Source organism: Burkholderia cepacia ATCC 25416 (genome assembly GCF_001411495.1).
GTDB lineage: Bacteria > Pseudomonadota > Gammaproteobacteria > Burkholderiales > Burkholderiaceae > Burkholderia > Burkholderia cepacia.
The window spans coordinates 336,147-353,467 of the sequence record NZ_CP012981.1 but is presented as its reverse complement, the minus strand read 5'-3'; the positions used below and the strand labels follow the sequence as shown (position 1 = coordinate 353,467).

General features: G+C 69.1%; 17 protein-coding genes. 11 read left to right on the top strand and 6 right to left on the bottom strand.

Translation table 11 applies throughout. The annotated features are described in order from the left end of the window. Positions 1 to 41 precede the first annotated feature (41 nt). From APZ15_RS01630 to APZ15_RS01620, 3 genes are read right to left on the bottom strand one after another with little or no spacing between them, the layout of a single operon-like run. Positions 42 to 1,487, bottom strand: coding sequence for a LutB/LldF family L-lactate oxidation iron-sulfur protein (locus APZ15_RS01630; protein WP_027789134.1), 1,446 nt, complete (start codon positions 1,485 to 1,487; stop codon positions 42 to 44). Continuing rightward, positions 1,484 to 2,215, bottom strand: coding sequence for a LutC/YkgG family protein (locus APZ15_RS01625; protein WP_027789135.1), 732 nt, complete (start codon positions 2,213 to 2,215; stop codon positions 1,484 to 1,486). The genes APZ15_RS01630 and APZ15_RS01625 overlap by 4 nt, the downstream gene beginning before the upstream one ends. Continuing rightward, positions 2,212 to 3,012, bottom strand: a complete 801-nt coding sequence (locus tag APZ15_RS01620) for a (Fe-S)-binding protein (protein ID WP_027789136.1) — start codon at positions 3,010 to 3,012, stop codon at positions 2,212 to 2,214. The genes APZ15_RS01625 and APZ15_RS01620 overlap by 4 nt, the downstream gene beginning before the upstream one ends. A gap of 134 nt (positions 3,013 to 3,146) precedes the next feature. Here APZ15_RS01620 and APZ15_RS01615 point away from each other — a divergent pair, with 134 nt between their 5' ends. The 5 genes from APZ15_RS01615 to APZ15_RS01595 all read left to right on the top strand — a co-directional run bounded on the left by APZ15_RS01615 (position 3,147) and on the right by APZ15_RS01595 (position 8,456). Next, positions 3,147 to 3,863: a FadR/GntR family transcriptional regulator gene (locus tag APZ15_RS01615; RefSeq protein WP_027789137.1), complete on the top strand. Its 717-nt coding sequence runs from the start codon at positions 3,147 to 3,149 to the stop codon at positions 3,861 to 3,863. A gap of 223 nt (positions 3,864 to 4,086) precedes the next feature. Beyond that, positions 4,087 to 5,709 carry a phospholipase D family protein gene (locus APZ15_RS01610; RefSeq protein ID WP_027789138.1) on the top strand — a complete coding sequence of 541 codons (1,623 nt, stop codon included), beginning with the start codon at positions 4,087 to 4,089 and terminating at the stop codon, positions 5,707 to 5,709. A 148-nt stretch (positions 5,710 to 5,857) separates the two neighbouring features. Then, positions 5,858 to 6,631 (top strand): class II aldolase/adducin family protein, encoded by a 774-nt coding sequence (locus tag APZ15_RS01605; protein ID WP_006497398.1) that lies wholly within the window; start codon positions 5,858 to 5,860, stop codon positions 6,629 to 6,631. A 338-nt stretch (positions 6,632 to 6,969) separates the two neighbouring features. Then, positions 6,970 to 7,404, top strand: a complete 435-nt coding sequence (locus tag APZ15_RS01600; protein WP_021161337.1) for a CHRD domain-containing protein — start codon at positions 6,970 to 6,972, stop codon at positions 7,402 to 7,404. A gap of 89 nt (positions 7,405 to 7,493) precedes the next feature. After that, complete coding sequence (locus APZ15_RS01595) at positions 7,494 to 8,456, top strand: alpha/beta hydrolase (protein WP_027789139.1); 963 nt, start codon at positions 7,494 to 7,496, stop codon at positions 8,454 to 8,456. Here APZ15_RS01595 and APZ15_RS01590 read toward each other — a convergent pair. Then, entirely contained in the window at positions 8,426 to 9,268 is an 843-nt protein-coding gene (locus APZ15_RS01590) for an EcsC family protein (protein ID WP_027789140.1), read from the bottom strand. The genes APZ15_RS01595 and APZ15_RS01590 overlap by 31 nt on opposite strands. 107 nt (positions 9,269 to 9,375) lie before the next feature. On the opposite strand from APZ15_RS01590, the gene APZ15_RS01585 reads away from it, so the two are divergent. Together APZ15_RS01585 and APZ15_RS01580 are read left to right on the top strand one after the other, a co-directional pair. Continuing rightward, on the top strand, positions 9,376 to 10,971 hold the full coding sequence (locus APZ15_RS01585) for an MDR family MFS transporter (protein WP_027789141.1): 1,596 nt from the start codon (positions 9,376 to 9,378) through the stop codon (positions 10,969 to 10,971). A gap of 26 nt (positions 10,972 to 10,997) precedes the next feature. After that, on the top strand, positions 10,998 to 11,444 hold the full coding sequence (locus APZ15_RS01580; protein WP_021161333.1) for a MarR family winged helix-turn-helix transcriptional regulator: 447 nt from the start codon (positions 10,998 to 11,000) through the stop codon (positions 11,442 to 11,444). Positions 11,445 to 11,525: 81 nt separating this feature from the next. On the opposite strand, the gene APZ15_RS01575 is transcribed toward APZ15_RS01580, so the two are convergent. Continuing rightward, positions 11,526 to 12,107, bottom strand: a complete 582-nt coding sequence (locus APZ15_RS01575) for a DJ-1/PfpI family protein (protein WP_021161332.1) — start codon at positions 12,105 to 12,107, stop codon at positions 11,526 to 11,528. Positions 12,108 to 12,264: 157 nt separating this feature from the next. After that, entirely contained in the window at positions 12,265 to 13,545 is a 1,281-nt protein-coding gene (locus APZ15_RS01570; RefSeq protein ID WP_027789142.1) for an amino acid deaminase, read from the bottom strand. A gap of 118 nt (positions 13,546 to 13,663) precedes the next feature. On the opposite strand from APZ15_RS01570, the gene APZ15_RS01565 reads away from it, so the two are divergent. The 4 genes from APZ15_RS01565 to APZ15_RS01550 all read left to right on the top strand — a co-directional run bounded on the left by APZ15_RS01565 (position 13,664) and on the right by APZ15_RS01550 (position 17,191). Beyond that, on the top strand, positions 13,664 to 14,602 hold the full coding sequence (locus tag APZ15_RS01565; protein ID WP_027789143.1) for a MurR/RpiR family transcriptional regulator: 939 nt from the start codon (positions 13,664 to 13,666) through the stop codon (positions 14,600 to 14,602). Positions 14,603 to 14,604: 2 nt separating this feature from the next. Beyond that, positions 14,605 to 16,086: an N-acyl-D-amino-acid deacylase family protein gene (locus APZ15_RS01560; RefSeq protein WP_027789144.1), complete on the top strand. Its 1,482-nt coding sequence runs from the start codon at positions 14,605 to 14,607 to the stop codon at positions 16,084 to 16,086. 124 nt (positions 16,087 to 16,210) lie between these two features. Then, entirely contained in the window at positions 16,211 to 16,597 is a 387-nt protein-coding gene (locus tag APZ15_RS01555) for a RidA family protein (RefSeq protein ID WP_006751946.1), read from the top strand. A 174-nt stretch (positions 16,598 to 16,771) separates the two neighbouring features. After that, positions 16,772 to 17,191, top strand: coding sequence for a bleomycin resistance protein (locus APZ15_RS01550; protein ID WP_027789145.1), 420 nt, complete (start codon positions 16,772 to 16,774; stop codon positions 17,189 to 17,191). Positions 17,192 to 17,321: the final 130 nt, after the last annotated feature.

Below are 17,321 nucleotides of genomic sequence, written 5' to 3'. Positions count from 1 at the left end.
CATCTGTGTCTATCTATGGGTATGGGTGGGTAAAGCGGGGGCTACTCGGGCTGGCCGCGTGCGCGCAGCAGGTCGGACAGGCTGCGCGGTGCCGGTTCGAGGGGCGTGCGGTGCTGCGTCCAGCCCATCTGTTTCGCGGGTGTCAGCGCACGCAGGCGCGTCGCGGTCCAGCGGAACGCGCGGTACGCGCGCGGATGCGCGAACGCGCCCGACCAGAAGCGCCACACGAGGTCTTCCGCGCGGGTGTAGTTCGCGCCCTGGCCGCGCAGCGGATGCGCGACGGGTTCGTCGGGCTTGCGGTTCGCCTCGGTACGCAGCCGCACGAGCAGTTGCGGGATCGGGATCCGCACCGGGCACACCTCGCCGCATGCGCCGCACAGCGTCGACGCGGTCGGCAGGTCGGCCGTCGCGTCGAGGCCGAGCAGGTGCGGCGAGATGATCTTGCCGATCGGGCCCGGATAGGTCGTGCCGTACGCGTGGCCGCCGATGCGCGTGTAGACGGGGCAGTGGTTCATGCACGCGCCGCAGCGGATGCACTGCAGCGTCGCGCGCAGCTGTTCGTCCGCATAGGCTTGTGTGCGGCCGTTGTCGAGCAGCACGAGATGCAGCTCGCGCGGGCCGTCGCGTTCGCCGTCGCGGCGCGGGCCCGAGATCAGGTTGAAGTAGGTCGTGATCGCCTGGCCGGTGGCCGAGCGCGTGAGCAGGCTCGACAGCGGCACGATGTGCTCGAGTTTCTCGACGACCTTCTCGATCCCCATGATCGCGACGTGCGTGTCGGGCACCGTCGTCGACAGGCGGCCGTTGCCTTCGTTCTCGACGAGCCACAGCGTGCCGGTGTCGGCCGCCGCGAAGTTCACGCCGGACAGGCCGATGTCCGCATCGGCGAACGCGCGCCGCAGGGCGCGCCGGCCGGTCTGGATCAGTTCGTCGACGTCTTCCGTGTAACGCGTGCCGGGGATGTGCGCCTCGAACAGTTCGGCGATGTCGCCGCGCGTCTTGTGGATCGCCGGCATCACGATATGCGACGGCTTCTCGCCCGCGAGCTGCACGATGAACTCGCCCATGTCGGATTCGATGCAGTCGACGCCGTGCTCCGCGAGGTAATGGTTCAGCTCGATTTCCTCGCTCGCCATCGACTTGCCCTTGATCACGCGGCGCGCCTTCTTCGCCTGCGCGATGCCGAGCACGATCGCGTTCGCGTCGGCGGCCGTCTCGGCCCAGTGCACGTGCACGCCGGCTTCGGTGAGCTTCGTCTCCAGCCGTTCGAGCAGCGCGGGCAGTTGCGCGAGCGCGTGTTGCCGCACCGCTTCGCCGAGATCGCGCAGCTGCTGCAGCTCGGCGTCGTCGGGGAACTGCGTCGCGCGCTTGCCCTGCAGGAAGTCCATCGCGCCGCGAAAGCTCCGGCGCAATGCGGGATCGTCGAGCGCGGCGCGCGCGCGGGCCTTGAAGTCGCCGGGGGCGACGAATTGCAGCGTGTGGTCGCTCATTGCGGGAGGTCCTCGCGGGCGGTTGCAGCCGGCCGGGCGGCGGAATCGGTGACGATCACGACCCACAGGCGGCGCGGGCCGTGTGCGCCATAGGCGAGCGTCTGCTGGATGTCGGACGTCTTCGACGGGCCCGACACCAGCACGAGGTTGGTCGGCATGCCGGCGTGCCAGTGCTCTGCATGCACGGCCGCGTGCAGGTCGGAATGCAGCGTGCTCGCATGGACGAGCGCGACATGCAGCGGCGGCACCAGCGACACCGTTCGCGGCGTGCCGGCATCGGGGGCGAGCACGACGGTGCCGGTGGCCGCGATGCCCGAACGCGCGACGGTGAAGCCCGCGTCGATCGTGTCGAACAGGTCGGCCTTCCACGCGTCGATCGGCCGGTCGAACGGCACGGGCGCGATCGTGTCGGGCAGCGCGCGGACGAGCGCCGCGGATTCGGCGCGGGCCGGGTCGAGCAGCAGCCGGCGCACGCCGGCTTCGGCGAGCCGCGCGGCGAGCTGCGCGGGCCATGCGTCGCCGGTCGCGCACCAGACGTCCGCGTGCGACGCGGCGAGCGCGGCCTGCATCGTGCGGGCGAGCGTGTGCGGATCGTGCGCGGTCCCGGCCTGCGAGCGGCGCGTGTCGTAATGCGTGTCGATGCGTGCGTCGAGTGTGCGGCCCGACGTTGCGGCGACGCCCGGCGCGGCGGCGCGCAGCCGCGCGAGGATCGAGTCGCGCGCGCTCATCGCTGGTCTCCGCGCAGCGACGGGGCGTTCGCGGTGCGCCGCCACAGGAAGCTGGCGAGGTGTTCGACCGGCAGCGGCGCGCCGGCCTTGGCCGCCGCGTGGCCGATGTTCAGCAGGCAGCCGCAGTCGGCGGACACGAGCCGGTCGCAGCCCGTCGCGCAGGCCGACGCGACCTTGTCGCGCACCATCGCGCCGGAGATGTCGGGATGCTTCAGCGAGAACGTGCCGCCGAAGCCGCAGCATTCGGATTCGCGTTCGTGTTCGATCCGTGTCACGCCCGGCAGTGCGTCGACGAGCGCGACGCCGTGCCCGCGCGTGCCCATCTCGCGCCGCGCCGCGCACGACGTATGCAGCACGACGCGTTCGTCGGGCCCGGCGCCGGCCGTTGCCGCGTCGAGCCGCACGTCGAGCACGTGGACGAGGAATTCGGCGAGTTCATAGGTCCGCTCCGCGATCGCGCGGGCTTGCGGGCCGTACACGGGATCGTCGGCGAACAGCGCCGGCCAATGGTGGCGGATCATCCCCGCGCACGAGCCGGAGGGCACGATCACGGGCCACGCTTGCGCGAACAGGTCGAGCTGCGCGGCCGCGACGCGGCGCGCTTCGTCGGGATTGCCGCTGCTGTAGGCCGGCTGCCCGCAGCAGCTCTGGCCGCGCGGATAGTGGACGGTCAGGCCTTCGCGTTCCAGCAGGCGGACCGCGTCGAGCCCGGCTTCGGGGACGAACAGGTCGACCAGGCAGGTCGCGAACAGATAGACGTGCGCGGGGGCGGCGGCGGGGTATTGCCTTTCGTTCATGTCTCGCTCCAGTGGCGACGGCCCGGCATGCGGATGCGGGACGACGATTTCGCTGCATAATTCCCGCGACGGCGCTGCGGCTCAAATTGGTTGGGCCAATCGGCGCGGCACGCATTGAGCGGGGAGACGCGACGATGGCAGCGATGACGGCACGGGGCCGGACCGAAGGGGTGATGCGCAAGATCGAGACGGCACTGCTCGACGGCACGTGGCCGGCCGGTGCACGCCTGCCGGCCGAGCGCGTGCTCGCGCAGCAGTACGGGGTTGCGCGCAATACGGTGCGCGAGGCGACCCAGCGGCTCGTCGCGCGCGGGCTGCTGCAGAGCCGGCGCGGCGCGGGCGTCTACGTGACGGACCAGTTGCGCGCCGGCATCGCGTCGCCGTGGGGGCAACTGGTCGCCGATCACCCCGCGCTGCGCGACGACATCCTCGAATTCCGCCGCGTGCTCGAAGGCGCGACCGCGTATTTCGCCGCGCTGCGCGCCGATGCGCACGACCGGCGCCGGATCCGTGCGCTGCTGCGCGAGCTCGAAACCGCGCACGCGAACGGCGCGGCGGCCGTCGAAGCCGCGACCGACGCGAAGCTGCACGAGGCGATCGCGCTCGCGTCGCACAACACGATGTTCCTGCACCTGCATACGAGCGTGATCGGGATGCTGCGCGAGCACATCTCGATCAACGTGGCGGGCATGACGACGCACGACGAGCACGCATCCGAACTCCTGCTGCTGCAGCATCGCGTCGTGTGCGACGCGATCTGCGCGCAGCGGCCCGAAGAGGCGCGCACCGCGATGCAGACCCATATCGACTACGTGCGCAGCCATTTCGAGCGCAGCGGCGACGAGGCCTGAGATTGGTCGGACTACTTCGGTGCGAGGCCCGCCCGGCGGGCACTTCCGGTGCGGCGGGCGTCGATGCCCGGCACGCGCGCGCACGCCTGCGGTTCGAGGCAGTCGGTGCCGCCCGCGCGATTGACCGGTTCATCGGGCGCCTACTAGAATCGGCCGGAACCGCGCGCCAGCCGCGCGCCGCGGCGCATGCGGGCCCTTTGTTCCGCCAGTCGAGGAAGTCTCCGTGTTCACGTCCCTGATCCGGCGCGCACCGGCCGCGCTGTCGTGGCGCGCCGCATGCCGCCCGGCCCGCGCGCTGGCCGCCGGCGTACTCCTGTCGCTCGTCGCCGCGTGCGCGACGCATCCGCCCGCCACCACGCTCGATCGCCCGGTCTCCCATGCGTTGCCGCCCGATACCGCGACGCCGTTGCGCGATGCGCTGGCCGCGCCCGAGGCCGCGCATCCGGGCCAGTCGGGTTTCCGGCTGCTGGCCGACGGCGCGCAGGCGTTGCAGATGCGCATCGCGCTCGCGCGCGCCGCGACGAAGACGCTCGACATGCAGTACTACATCGCGACCGAGGACACGACCGGCAAGCTGCTGCTCGCCGCGGCGCTCTACGCGGCCGATCGCGGCGTGCGCGTGCGGATGCTGGTCGACGACCTGAATTTCCGCGACATCGATCGCGTGATGGCCGCGCTGAACACGCACCCGAACGTCGAGATCCGCGTGTTCAACCCGTTCGGCGCATCGCAGGGGATGGTCGAGCGCACGGCCAACTTCTTCACGCGCATCGACAGCTTCACGCGCCGGATGCACAACAAGGCGATGATCGCGGACAACCAGATCGCGATCGTCGGCGGCCGCAACCTCGGCGACGAATACTTCAGCGCGAGCCCGACGCTGCAGTTCCGCGATCTCGACGTGCTCGCCGCGGGCCCCGTGACGAACGACATCTCGGCGAGCTTCGACACCTACTGGTCGAGCGCGAGCAGCTATCCGCTGCGCGTGCTGAATCATCAGTCGTTCGATACGAAGGATCTCGACGCGATGCGCGACGAGCTGCGCGACCACTGGCGCAAGAATGCCGATCCGTACAACGCGAAGCCGCTGAACGCGACGCCGCTCTCGCGGCAGATCGCGCGCGACGAGCTCGGGCTCGTGTGGGCGCCGGCCGAGTTCACGGCCGACGCGCCCGACAAGGTCGCGCAGCCGACCGACGCGTACGTGAGCCCGCCGATGCAGCGCCTCGTCGAACTCACGCGCGGTGCGCAGCGGGAATTCCTCGCGTTCTCGCCGTATTTCGTGCCGCACGACGCGGGCGTGAAGATCCTCGGCGACACGACCGCGCGCGGCGTGCGTGTCGCGATCCTGACCAATTCGCTCGCGGCGACCGACGCGGTCGCCGTGCAGGCCGGCTACGGGCCGTACCGCGTGCCGCTGCTGCAGCACGGCGTCGAGTTGTACGAGTTCAAGGCGCAGCCGGGTCGCCAGCGTCCGCGCCTGTTCGGGTCGCGTTCGCGCGCGAGCCTGCACGCGAAGGCGTACGTGATCGACCGGAAGATCCTCGTGATCGGCTCGATGAACCTCGATCCGCGTTCCGCGCACCTGAACACCGAACTGGCGCTGGTGATCCATAGCCCGGCGCTCGCCGAGCAGGTCGCGCAGATCTTCGCGCGCGCGACGCAGCCGGACGAAAGCTACCGCGTGAGCCTCGTGACGCCGGCAGGCGGCGGCCCGCCCGCACTCGAATGGACGGGCACGGACGACGGCAAGCCGGCCGTCTATCACGTCGATCCGCACGCGGGGCTGCTGCGCAACCTGATGACCGGCGTCTTCATGCTGCTGCCGGTCGACGACCAGCTTTAGGGGCCGGAAGCGCTCCGGCTAAACCCGCGTTTCCGGTGCGCGGGCAAAGGTGATATGGTTGTGCGCGCAACGAGTGTGGCGCGCAGTACGGCGCCGCCGGGCGGCCCGCGCCACGCGGGCCGCGCACATCCGCAACCGGAGTTCCTCCATGCAACGTGTCCCGAACCAGCCGTTCACGCGTCCCGCCCGTTTCTCCGAAGCCGAATGGCAGGCGCGCGTGCAGCTCGCGGCGGCTTACCGCATCTTCGACCATCTCGGCTGGACCGAGCTGATCTACAACCATATCTCGCTGCGCGTGCCGGGCGAGGACGGGCATTTCCTGATCAACCCGTTCGGGCTCCATTACCGCGAGGTGTGCGCGTCGAACCTCGTGAAGATCGACATCGACGGCAACGTGATCGGTCATTCCGACTGGCCGATCAATCCCGCCGGCTTCACGTTCCACAGTGCGATCCATGCGGCGCTGCCCGATGCGCACTGCGTGATGCACGTGCACACGACGCCGACGATGGCCGTGTGCTGTTCGCGCGACGGGCTGTCGTTCTCGAATTTCTATTCGGCGCAGCTGTACGGGAAGATCGCGTATCACGACTTCGAGGGCATCACCGTGCATCTCGAAGAGGGACGGCGCATCGTCGAGAGCGCGGGCGGGCGGCCCGTGCTGCTGCTGCGCAACCATGGGCCCGTGACGATCGGCGCGACGCTCGCGCAGACGTTCTCGCTGATGTGGCTGCTCAATCGCGCGTGCGAGGTGCAGGTCGCCACGCATGCGATCGGCGACGCACTGCCGATCGCGCCGCCCGTGCTCGAAGGGTGCGTGCGCGATTCGCTGAATTTCGATCCGAAGCATGGCGCGGGGCAGGATGCGTTCGACGCGCTGCAGCGTATCGTCGATCGCATCGATCCCGGCTATCGGGCGTGACGCAGGGCGGCGTGATCGCTTCGTCATGCTCGATGCGGCAGGACCCGAATCTGGCGGCGGGCAAAAAAAACGCGGCCGGGTGGCCGCGTGAATACTCGCAGACTCCTTCGGACGAAGGAAACAAGCAACTGTGAGATGAAGTGTAGCGAAAGGCCGCACGCGGATTCAGCCGTCAGGCTGCAAAGGTCCATTCCAGCCTGAGGCAGACTGGCCTGCCGAGCGCGCTGCGGCGTTTTGCGGCATGGCCGTTCGACGGGCTCCCGGATCGGCGGCGATCGACTACCATCATGTGTGGCGCCGCCGTTCGGTCGGCGTACAACGTCGTACAAGGAGAGTCCATGCTCAAGCTGCGTTTGCTCCAGGTCGCGTTACTCGCGGGTGTGCTGGCCGCCGGCACCGCCGCCGCCGAAACGGTGCGCCTGTCCGCCAATCTCCAGCCGTCGAGCGAGGTGCCGCCGACGGCGACCAAGGGCTCGGGCGACGTCGAGGCCACCTACGACACGGCAACGCACATGCTGCAGTGGACGGTCCGTTACGAACACCTCACCGGCCCGGCCACCGCCGCGCATTTCCACGGGCCCGCGCCGGTCGGCCAGAACGCGGGCGTGCAGGTGCCGATTCCAAAGGACGAGCTGGCGAGCCCGATCAAGGGCTCGAAGGCACTCACCGACGCGCAGGTCACCGACCTGATGGGCGGCAAGTGGTATTTCAACGTCCATACGAAGGAGCACCCGGCCGGCGAGATCCGCGGCCAGGTGATGCCGGCGAACTGAGCGCCGGCGTTTGATATGGCGGCACCCGTCGAGCGGCGCGGGAACGATCGCACGTACCGTCGTCACACTGCGAATACGGAGTGCGTCCGATGAGTTGGCAAAGCAAGTTCGCCTGCTGGCTGCTGCGCTGGCAGTTCCGTCCCGAGACCACGCGCGAGGTGCTCGATCCCGCCCGCGCACGGCGCTTTACCGACCTGCGGATGATGGTGCCGCGCCGCGTGCCGTCGGGTTACCGGTTGCGCCGGTGCTACGGCGCGGGCGACGCGCCGCTGCGCGGCGAATGGCTCGAGCGCACCGACGCGGGCGCGGGGCGCGGGCCGGGCCGCACGCTGCTGTACTTCCATGGCGGCGGCTATTACTTCTGTTCGACGAAGACCCACCGGCCGCTGGTGTTCGGCCTGACGAAGCGCGCGGGCGTGCGCTCGTTCTCGCTCGACTACCGGCTTGCGCCCGAAAACCGTTTCCCGGCTGCGCTCGACGACGCGCTGGCCGCGTACCGGCAGCTGCTGGCGCTCGGCACGCCGCCCGAGTCGATCGTGCTCGGCGGCGATTCGGCGGGCGGCGGCCTCGCGCTCGCGACGCTTGTCGCGCTGCGCGATCGCGGCGAGCCGCTGCCGGCCGGCGCGATCCTGTTCTCGCCATGGACCGACCTGGCCGCCACCGGCGCCACGCTGCGCACGAACGACGGCGCCGATCCGATGTTCGCGGGCGCGGCGCTGCCGAAGGCCGCGAAGCTGTACCTCGGCGACGAGCCGGGGACGAATCCGTACGCGTCGCCGCTCTATGCGGATTTCGCGGGCCTGCCGCCGCTGTATATCCAGGTCGGCAGCACCGAGGTGCTGCTCGACGATTCGCGCCGCGTCGCCGAGAAGGCGAAGGCCGCCGGGGTGGCGGTGGAGATCGAGGTATGGCCGGACATGCCGCACGTGTGGCAGCTGTACGCGCCGATGGTGCCGGAAGCACGCGACGCGCTCGACCGCGCGGCCGCGTTCCTGCGCCGCGTCGCGGTCGAGCGCGCGGTTCAGCGCGCCGGCGAGACGTCGATTGCCTGATAGGCGGCCTTGACGGCCGCCGAGCCGTACTTGCGCTCGAGCCGGCGGACGGTGAAGTGGCCGTGCGCCATCTGCTGGAAGTGGTCGATGAACAGCGTATTGACGGTCGCGCCGAGCACGGCGCCGATCGCCGGAATCGACTTCGCGGCCATCTGCTCGGTCACCTGCACCGAGAAACGCGACGCCACCGTCTGTACGAGCTTGAACACGGCCGCCGAGCTGTGCGCGGCGATGCCCTTCGTCGTGATGTCGGACGATGCCTTCGAGATTGCCTGCGCGAGCGCGCCGCGCAGCACGAAATAACCGAGATCGGCGTCCTCTTCCTGCTTGTCCGGGTTGCCGCCCATGCCGAGCACGGCCAGGCATTGCAGCTGCGTATCGACCGAGCCCAGGTCTTCACCCTCGCTGCGCGCGATGTCGCATACGGAGCGGAAGATCAGCGTCGTCGTCACCGGCAGCTCGACCGGCAGCGCGAGAAAGCCGAACGCACCGCCCGCCGCGCCGGTCGTCGCGACCGCGAGCTTGTGCAGCAGGTTGCTCGGCTTGTCGGGTTCGGCGTCCGGCGCGGGCGGCTTGCCGAGCGTGCGCAGCGCGATGTTCAGGCACTTGCGCAGCGCGAGCTGCGTCGCGTCGTTGATCTTGCCGGTCGCGAAATCCGGCAGCCGGGCGATCATTTTCTCGACCGGTGCGCCCAGCATGCCCGTCAGCTTCATCGTCAGCGACGGGCTTTCCAGCACCTGCTTCGCGCGCCACAGCGCGTCCCGATCGTCCTGCGACAGCATGGTGGCGGGGGGAATTGAAATCGGTTCCATCTTTCTCCTTGGCGGTCTGGGCCGGTTTGACCGTCGCCAGCCTAGATTACTCCCGCATGCTAGAATTTTGAGATTGTTTGACTCGTCAAAAGTTGCGCCAACAAAAAATGGCCGTCCATACAGCCGCCCACCATTCGAGCGGGCAAGTCCTGCCGTTCCGCGAATCGCTGCTGGCGATGATCGGGATCTCGTTCGTCACCATGCTTGTCGCGCTCGACCAGACCGTCGTCGGCACCGCGTTGCCGACCATCGTCGCCGAGCTTCGGGGGTTCGACCTGTACGCGTGGGTCGCGACCTCGTACCTGCTCAGTTCCGTGATCACGGTGCCGATCTTCGGCCGGCTCGGCGACTATTACGGGCGCAAGCCGTTCTTCATCGTGTCGATCGTCGTGTTCACCGGCGCGTCCGTGCTGTGCGGGATGGCGAACGACATGCTGATGCTCGTGCTCGCGCGCGGGCTGCAGGGGATCGGCGGCGGAATGCTGGTCGGCACCGCGTTCGCGTGCATTCCCGACCTGTTCCCCGATTCCGTCGTGCGGTTGCGCTGGCAGGTGCTGATGAGCTCCGCGTTCGGCATCGCGAACGCGGTCGGCCCGTCGCTCGGCGGCGTGCTGACCCAGTCGTTCGGCTGGCGCTCGGTGTTCTACGTGAACCTGCCGATCGGCCTGCTGTCGCTGCTGTTCGTGTGGCGTTACCTGCCGCACCTGCGCCACGTCGAGCACGATCGCAAGATGCGGCTCGACTGGCCGGGCGCGCTGCTGATCGCGCTGTCGCTCGGCGCGCTGCAGCTGTTCGTCGAATGGCTGCCGAAGTACGGCGTCGCGAGCTGGGCGTCGCTGCTGCTCGTCGTCGCGGTCGCGGCCGGTTTCGGCCTGTGGCACTGGGAGAAGCGCTGCGCGCAGCCGATCTTGCCGTTCGACATGTTCGGCAACCGCGCGCTGTCGGCGCTTTTCGTGCTGGCGATCCTCGCCGGCTTCTCGATGTTCTCGCTGCTGTTCTACGCGCCGCTGCTGTTCCAGGGCGGCTTCGGGATGTCGCCGAAGGAGGCGGGGCTCGTGATCACGCCGCTCGTCGTGTTCATCACGATCGGCAGCATCATGAACGGCCGTGTCGTCACGCGCATCCGCAATCCGAATGCGATGCTGCATGTCGGTTTCGTGCTGTTCGCGATCACCTGCGCGGGCGTCGTCGTGTCGACCCACACGACGCCGAAATGGCTGCTGATGGCGCTGATGGTCGCGGGCGGCATCGGGCTCGGCTTCGTGCTGCCGAACCTCACCGTATTCGCGCAGCAGACGGCCGGCCGCGAACACCTCGGCATCGCCACGGCGCTGCTGCAGTCGCTGCGGATGGTCGGCGGGATGATCGGCACCGCGCTGACCGGCACGCTCGTCAACCAGATGTACTCGGCCGGCGTGCGCGATGCGCTGTCGGCCGATCACGCGATGCAGTGGCACGCGCAGCTCGCCGATCCGCAGATCCTGATCGATCGCGCCGCGCAGGGCGGCCTTGTCGCGGAGCTGACCCGTGCCGGGCATAATGGCGCGCTGCTGCTGGAAGCGGCCCGCGAATCGCTCGTCGGCGCGATTCACGTGGGTGTCGCGATGGCGGCCGTCGTCGCCGTGGTGTCGGTGTGGCAGTGCCGCCGCGTGCCGCCGATCGCGCTGCGGCGCAAGATCGAACCGCATGTCGCGGCCGATTGAACGATTGAACGAGTAGAACTGAGCGCATGGAAGAACAGGACCGCGTCGCGATCTTGCAGCAATTCGGACGGACGTATCGCGCGTTCATGACCGCATTCGAGACGCACGTCGGGCAACCGATGCCGCGCTGGCGCATCATGGTCGCGTTGCACACGATGGGCGGGCATTCGTCGCAGAAGAAGCTCGTCGAAGTGCTGCGCATCGATCCGGGCGCGCTCACGCGCCAGTTGAAATCGCTCGACGCGCTCGGCTGGATCGAGCGCGAGTCCGACGCACGCGACAATCGCGTGACCAACGTGACGCTGACGGACGCCGGCCGCGCCGCGTTCGACGCATGCCTGCCGCGCCGCAAGGCGTTTCTCGAACAGACGATGGCGCAATTGCCGGACGACGTGCTGAATGCGCTGTCGGGCGCGCTGGCGATGCTGGAGTCGCGGATCGCGGACGTCGGCTCGACGCCGGCCGCGCGTTGAAGCACGGGGCAGGGCGGCGTCGGTCGGCGTGAATACGCCGCGCCGCCCCGGCACTTCATCTCATCTCGATTCCCTGCGGGTTCAAAGCTCGATGCGCGTGCCCAGCAGCGCGAGGAACTGCGCGAGCCAGGCCGGATGCGCGGGCCACGCGGGCGCGGTGACGAACGGCGCGTCGGTCACGGCCGCGTCGACCGGGATGTCCGCGTATTCGCCGCCCGCGAGCTTCACCTCGGGCGCGCAGGCCGGGTAGGCCGAGATGCGCTTGCCGCGGATCACGTCGGCGGCCGCGAGCAGTTGCGCCGCGTGGCAGATCGCGGCGATCGGCTTGCCGGCTTCGGCGAACTCGCGCACGAGCGAGATCACCTTCGGATCGAGTCGCAGGTATTCGGGGGCACGGCCGCCCGCGATCGCGAGCGCGTCGTAGCGCGAGGCGTCGACGTCGTCGAATGCCGCGTTCAGCGTGAACTGGTGGCCGGGCTTCTCGGTGTAGGTCTGGTCGCCTTCGAAATCGTGGATCGCGGTCTTGATCTTGTCGCCCGCGCGTTTGCCCGGGCACACTGCATCGACGTGGTGGCCGACGGCCTGCAGCGCCTGGAACGGCACCATCGTTTCGTAGTCTTCGGCGAAATCGCCGGTCAGGAACAGGATCTTCTTCGCGGCCATGGCTTTCTCCAGTGGAGCTGCGTTGAGGGCCCGCCGCGGATGACGAATGCCATGCCCGCCCGGGGCCCCGAGGACGAAAGCGCAGTGTACTCCGGCCGCTTGAAGCGCGCGTGACGGCCGCCCCGCGCGAGCGGCGGGGCGGTGCGCGCGACCTGCGTCAGAAGAAGGTTTCGACGACTTCCGTCACGCGGAACTGCGGATCGAGCACGAGCACCTGGCGCCACTTGTCGAACGTCAGGCACGGGTGCGAGATGTCGAACGCGACCATGTCGCCGACCTTCACGTCCGCGCCCGGCGGGATCTGCAGGTACGCGTGCTGATCCATCATCCCGGTGACGGCCCAGCCTTCGGCGGCGACGACGTCGCGCGGGGCGGTGTCGCGGCCCGGGCGGAAGTGGCGTGCCGGCTCCGGCAGCCCCGCGTCGAACGCCGCGTCGCGCTTGCCGAGCGCGACGATCGCACGGTCGGCCTCGGGCACCGACTGTACGTAGGCCCACAACTGCAGCGCGGGCAGCAGCCCTTCGCCCATCGTGCGTGCGATCGGGTTGCGCGCGAACACGTCGGTCTGCGCCTTCTTGTAGATGCCGACATCGTGCGTCAGGTAGCAGCCCGGACGCAGCACGACTTCGGCGAAGCCCGCGTCGGACGCCTTCGCGAATTCTTCCGCGACCACGTCGTACCACGCCGAACCGGCGCCGGACAGGATCGCCGGCGTACGCGCGAAGCGGCCTGCCTCGGCCAGTTCGCGCGTGAGCGCGACCGCTTCCTGCAGGAACGTGCGGATCTCGCCTTCCTCCTTCAGCACGCCTTCGTAGAGTTCGATGCCGGCCAGCTTCAGCGTGTCCGGATAGCGTGCGATCGCGGCGAGCACGGCCTCGCGCTGCGCGGCATCGCGCACGCCCGCGCGGCCGCCCGGCACGCCGAGCTCGAGCAGCACGTTCAGCGGCTTCTTCAGTGCGCCGAAGAAGCGGCCGAGCTGGTCGACGCTCTCCGCGGAATCGACGAGGCAGAAGAATTCGAAGTCGGGATCGGACAGCAGCCCCGCGATGATCGTCATGTTCTGGCGGCCGACCAGCTGGTTCGCGAGCAGCACGCGCCGCACGCCGCCGTGATACGCGGCCTGCGTCTGGTGCGCGGTCGCGAGCGTGATGCCCCACGCGCCGGCGTCGAGCTGGCGGCGGAACAGTTGCGGCGCCATCGTCGTCTTGCCGTGCGGCGCAAACTTGACACCGTACTTCTGGACGAATGCCTGCATCCAGTTCAGGTTGTGTTCGATGCGATCCTCGTAAAGCACGGCGGCCGGCAGGCTGACGTCTTCCGCGAGCAGGTTCCACTCGAGGCGGCCCGCGTCGCCGAGCGGCACGCTCGCGCTCGGCAGATTGCCTAGGCCCTTGCCGAACGGATCGATCGTCGCTTCCTGATAGTTTGTAACTTTCATGTCATCCCGCTCCATCATCACTATGCATTGCACTGAAGTTGACACGCAGATGGTACAGAAAGTAGCATCTGCGCGGTGATGTTATTTAGTAACATCGAGCTCGCACCCTTTTCCGCAGATGAATACGCCCGCCAATCCGTCCGCTCCGCACGCGGCCGAGCCCTATCCGGCATCAGCCGCCCCGCCGGTCCTCGACATCGTCGCGCGGATCGCCGAATGCGCACCCGAGTTGCGCGAAGCCGAGCGCAAGGTCGCCGCGTTCATCCTCGCCGATCTGGCACGCGCCGCACATGCGAGCATCGGCGCGCTCGCGCGCGATGCGGAGGTCAGCGTCGCGACGGTCACGCGTTTCGCGAAGGCCGTCGGCTGCCGCGACGTGCGCGAACTGAAGGTGCTGGTCGCGCAGGCGGCGGCCGTCGGCCAGCGCTTTCTCGTGCCGTCCGACGACGCGCCGGCCGACGATACGAGCCCCGCGTCGATGGTCTACGACGAGATCCGCGTGGCGCTCGCGCACAACCACCAGTTGCTGCGCAATACGTCGTTCGAGGAAGCCGCCGACCTGCTCGCCGGCGCGAAGATGACCTATGTGTACGGGCAGGGCGGCGGCTCGACCGCGCTCGCCGACGAGCTGCGTTTCCGGCTCGTGCGCTTCGGCCGGCCGGTCGCGAGCTACCAGGACAGCCTGCTGCAGCGGATGGTGGCCGCGACGCTGTCGCGCGACACCGTCGTCGTCGCGCTGTCGGTGAGCGGGCGCGTGCCCGAGCTGCTCGAGAGCTGCCGGCTCGCGAAGCGCTACGGCGCGAAGCTGATCGCGATCACCGCGCCGGCCTCGCCGCTCGCGAAGCTGGCCGACCACCTGATCCCGGTCGTCGCGTTCGAAACCGATTTCATTTACAAGCCGTCGACATCGCGCTACGCGATGATGATGGCGATCGACGTGCTCGTCACCGGAGTCGCGTTGCGGCTCGGCGATGCGGGCCGGGAATCGCTGCGTCGCATCAAGCACGCGCTCGATGCGCACCGCGGCGGCGGAGACCGTCAACCGGTAGGAGACTGACCATGCATTCGCATCCCGAAGCCGCCGATACGCTGATCGTCGGCGCGCAGCTTTACGACGGTACCGGCGCGCCGCCCGTCACGCGCGACGTCGCGATCCGCAACGGCGTGATCGCGGCGATCGGCAACCTGTCGAACTGGCTCGCCGAAACCGTCGTCGATGCGAACGGCCGCGCGCTCGCGCCGGGCTTCGTCGACGTGCACACGCACGACGACACGCACGTGATCCGCGCGCCGCAGATGGTGCCGAAGATCTCGCAGGGCGTGACGACCGTGATCGTCGGCAACTGCGGGATCAGCGCGTCGCCGGTGACGCTCGCGGGCGATCCGCCCGATCCGATGAACCTGCTCGGCGAGCGCGGCGCGTTCCAGTACCCGACCTTCGCCGACTACGTCGCGGCCGTGAACGACGCGCGTCCGGCCGTGAACGTCGCGGCGCTCGTCGGCCACACGGCGCTGCGCAACAACCAGATGGACCGCCTCGACCGCGCGGCGACCGACGGCGAGATCGCCGGGATGCGCGCGCAGCTCGAGGAGGCGCTCGCGAACGGCGCGCTCGGCCTGTCGTCGGGCCTCGCGTACGGCTCCGCGTTCGCGGCGCCGACCGAAGAGGTGATGGCGCTCGCCGAGCCGCTCGCGAACGCCGGCGCGTTGTACACGACGCACATGCGCACCGAATTCGACGCGATCCTCGATGCGATGGAAGAGGCGTACCAGGTCGGCCGCCATGCGCGCGTGCCGGTCGTGATCTCGCACCTGAAGTGCGCGGGCCCGTCGAACTGGGGGCGCAGCACCGAAGTGCTCGCGTCGCTCGAAGGCGCGCGCCGCTACCAGCCGGTCGGCTGCGACTGCTATCCGTACAGCCGCAGCTCGTCGACGCTCGACCTGAAGCAGGTGACGGGCGACATCGACATCACGATCACCTGGTCGGAGCCGCACCCGGAAGTGGCGGGCAAGCTGCTGAAGGCGATCGCGGCCGACTGGGGCGTGACCGAGCAGGAAGCCGCGCAGCGCATCCGCCCGGCGGGCGCCGTGTACCACAACATGTCCGAGGACGACGTGCGCCGGATCCTGTCGCACCCGGCGACGATGGTGGGCTCCGACGGCCTGCCGAACGATCCGCTGCCGCACCCGCGGCTGTGGGGCGCGTTCCCGCGCGTGCTCGGCCATTACGTGCGCGACACGAACCTGCTGCCGCTCGAGGAGGCGATCCGCAAGATGACGTCGCTGTCCGCGCGCCGCTACGGCATCGCGCGGCGCGGCGAGGTGCATGTGGGCTACCACGCCGATCTCGTGCTGTTCGACCCGGCGCGCGTGATCGACGCCGCGACGTTCGAGAAGCCGCAGCAGCCCGCGCACGGAATCGACGCCGTGTGGGTGAACGGCGTGCTGACCTACGAAAACGGCCAGCCGACCGGCGAGCGCGCCGGCGGCTTCGTCGCACGCGGCGAGCGTGTGCCGGCGAGTGCCGACGCCGCGTTCTGAACGCGGTTGTCGTTCCGATCTGCCGCGCGCGCCATCGTCGGCGCGCGCATCCGCAACCGTGCGTTGCATGGGACCGGCGCCGGCGCTGAAGCGTCGAAGCGGTCGACAAACAAGGAGTGAAACGATGAAGCGATATGGCGTAGGCGAAGCGAAGGGGACGGGCGGTCAGGTGATGCCGTTCGCACGCGCGGTCGAGGCCGACGGCTGGCTGTACGTGTCGGGCCAGACGCCGATGGTGAACGGCGAGGTCGTCGAAGGCGGGATCGTCACGCAGTCGAAGCAGACGATCGAGAACGTGATCGCGATCCTGAAGGAAGCGGGCTACGGCCTCGAGCACGTCGTGCGCTGCGGCGTGTGGCTCGACGACGCACGCGATTTCGCGTCGTTCAACAAGGTGTTCGTGTCGTACTTCGGCGAGCATCCGCCGGCACGCGCGTGCGTGCAGTCGAGCATGGTCATCGACTGCAAGGTCGAGGTCGACTGCATCGCGTACAAGGCGCCGGCGAAGTAACGCCGCAACGGCGAGCCGCTCCAGAACGGGCCCGGCGCATTCACGTGCGCCGGGCCCGTTTTGTCGTATGTCGCGCACGGTTCGATTGTTGCCCGGTGCGCCACGGCGGCAACCGCCGCAACGCCACCCGCCCGTTCATGTAATGTGCCGCGTGATCGTACGGAGGGGAAATTCATGGAATGGGCTGCGCTGGTGCCGGAGCTGATCTGCTCGGACCTCGCCGGAAGCGTGCGCTTCTATCGTGACGTGCTGGGATTCCGGATTCGCTTCGAACGTCCGGAAGACGGCTTCGCCTATCTGGAAATCGGCCGGGCTCAGCTGATGCTCGAGCAGTACAGCGCGGAGGGCTGGCTGACCGGCCCGCTGGAGCCGCCGTTCGGGCGCGGGATCAATTTTCAGATCGAGGTCGATGCGCTCGACCCCATTCTCGACAGGATCCGCGCCGCGCGCGTGCCGCTGTTCGTCGAGCCGCGCACGTCCTGGTATCGGGAGGGCGAGATCGAGCATGGCCAGATCGAGATGCTGGTGCAGGATCCCGACGGATACCTGCTGCGCCTGGTGGAGATCCTGCCGGAGCGGCCGGTGAGCGGGTGATCGTCGTTCGTTCGCGCTTTTCCCGCGCAATGAAAAACAGCCCGGCCGGTTGATTCCGGTCGGGCTGTTGTATTTGGGGTGGCGGCCGCGCGTCGCCGGCGGCAAAAGGCAAGCTGCGGCGGCCACCCGC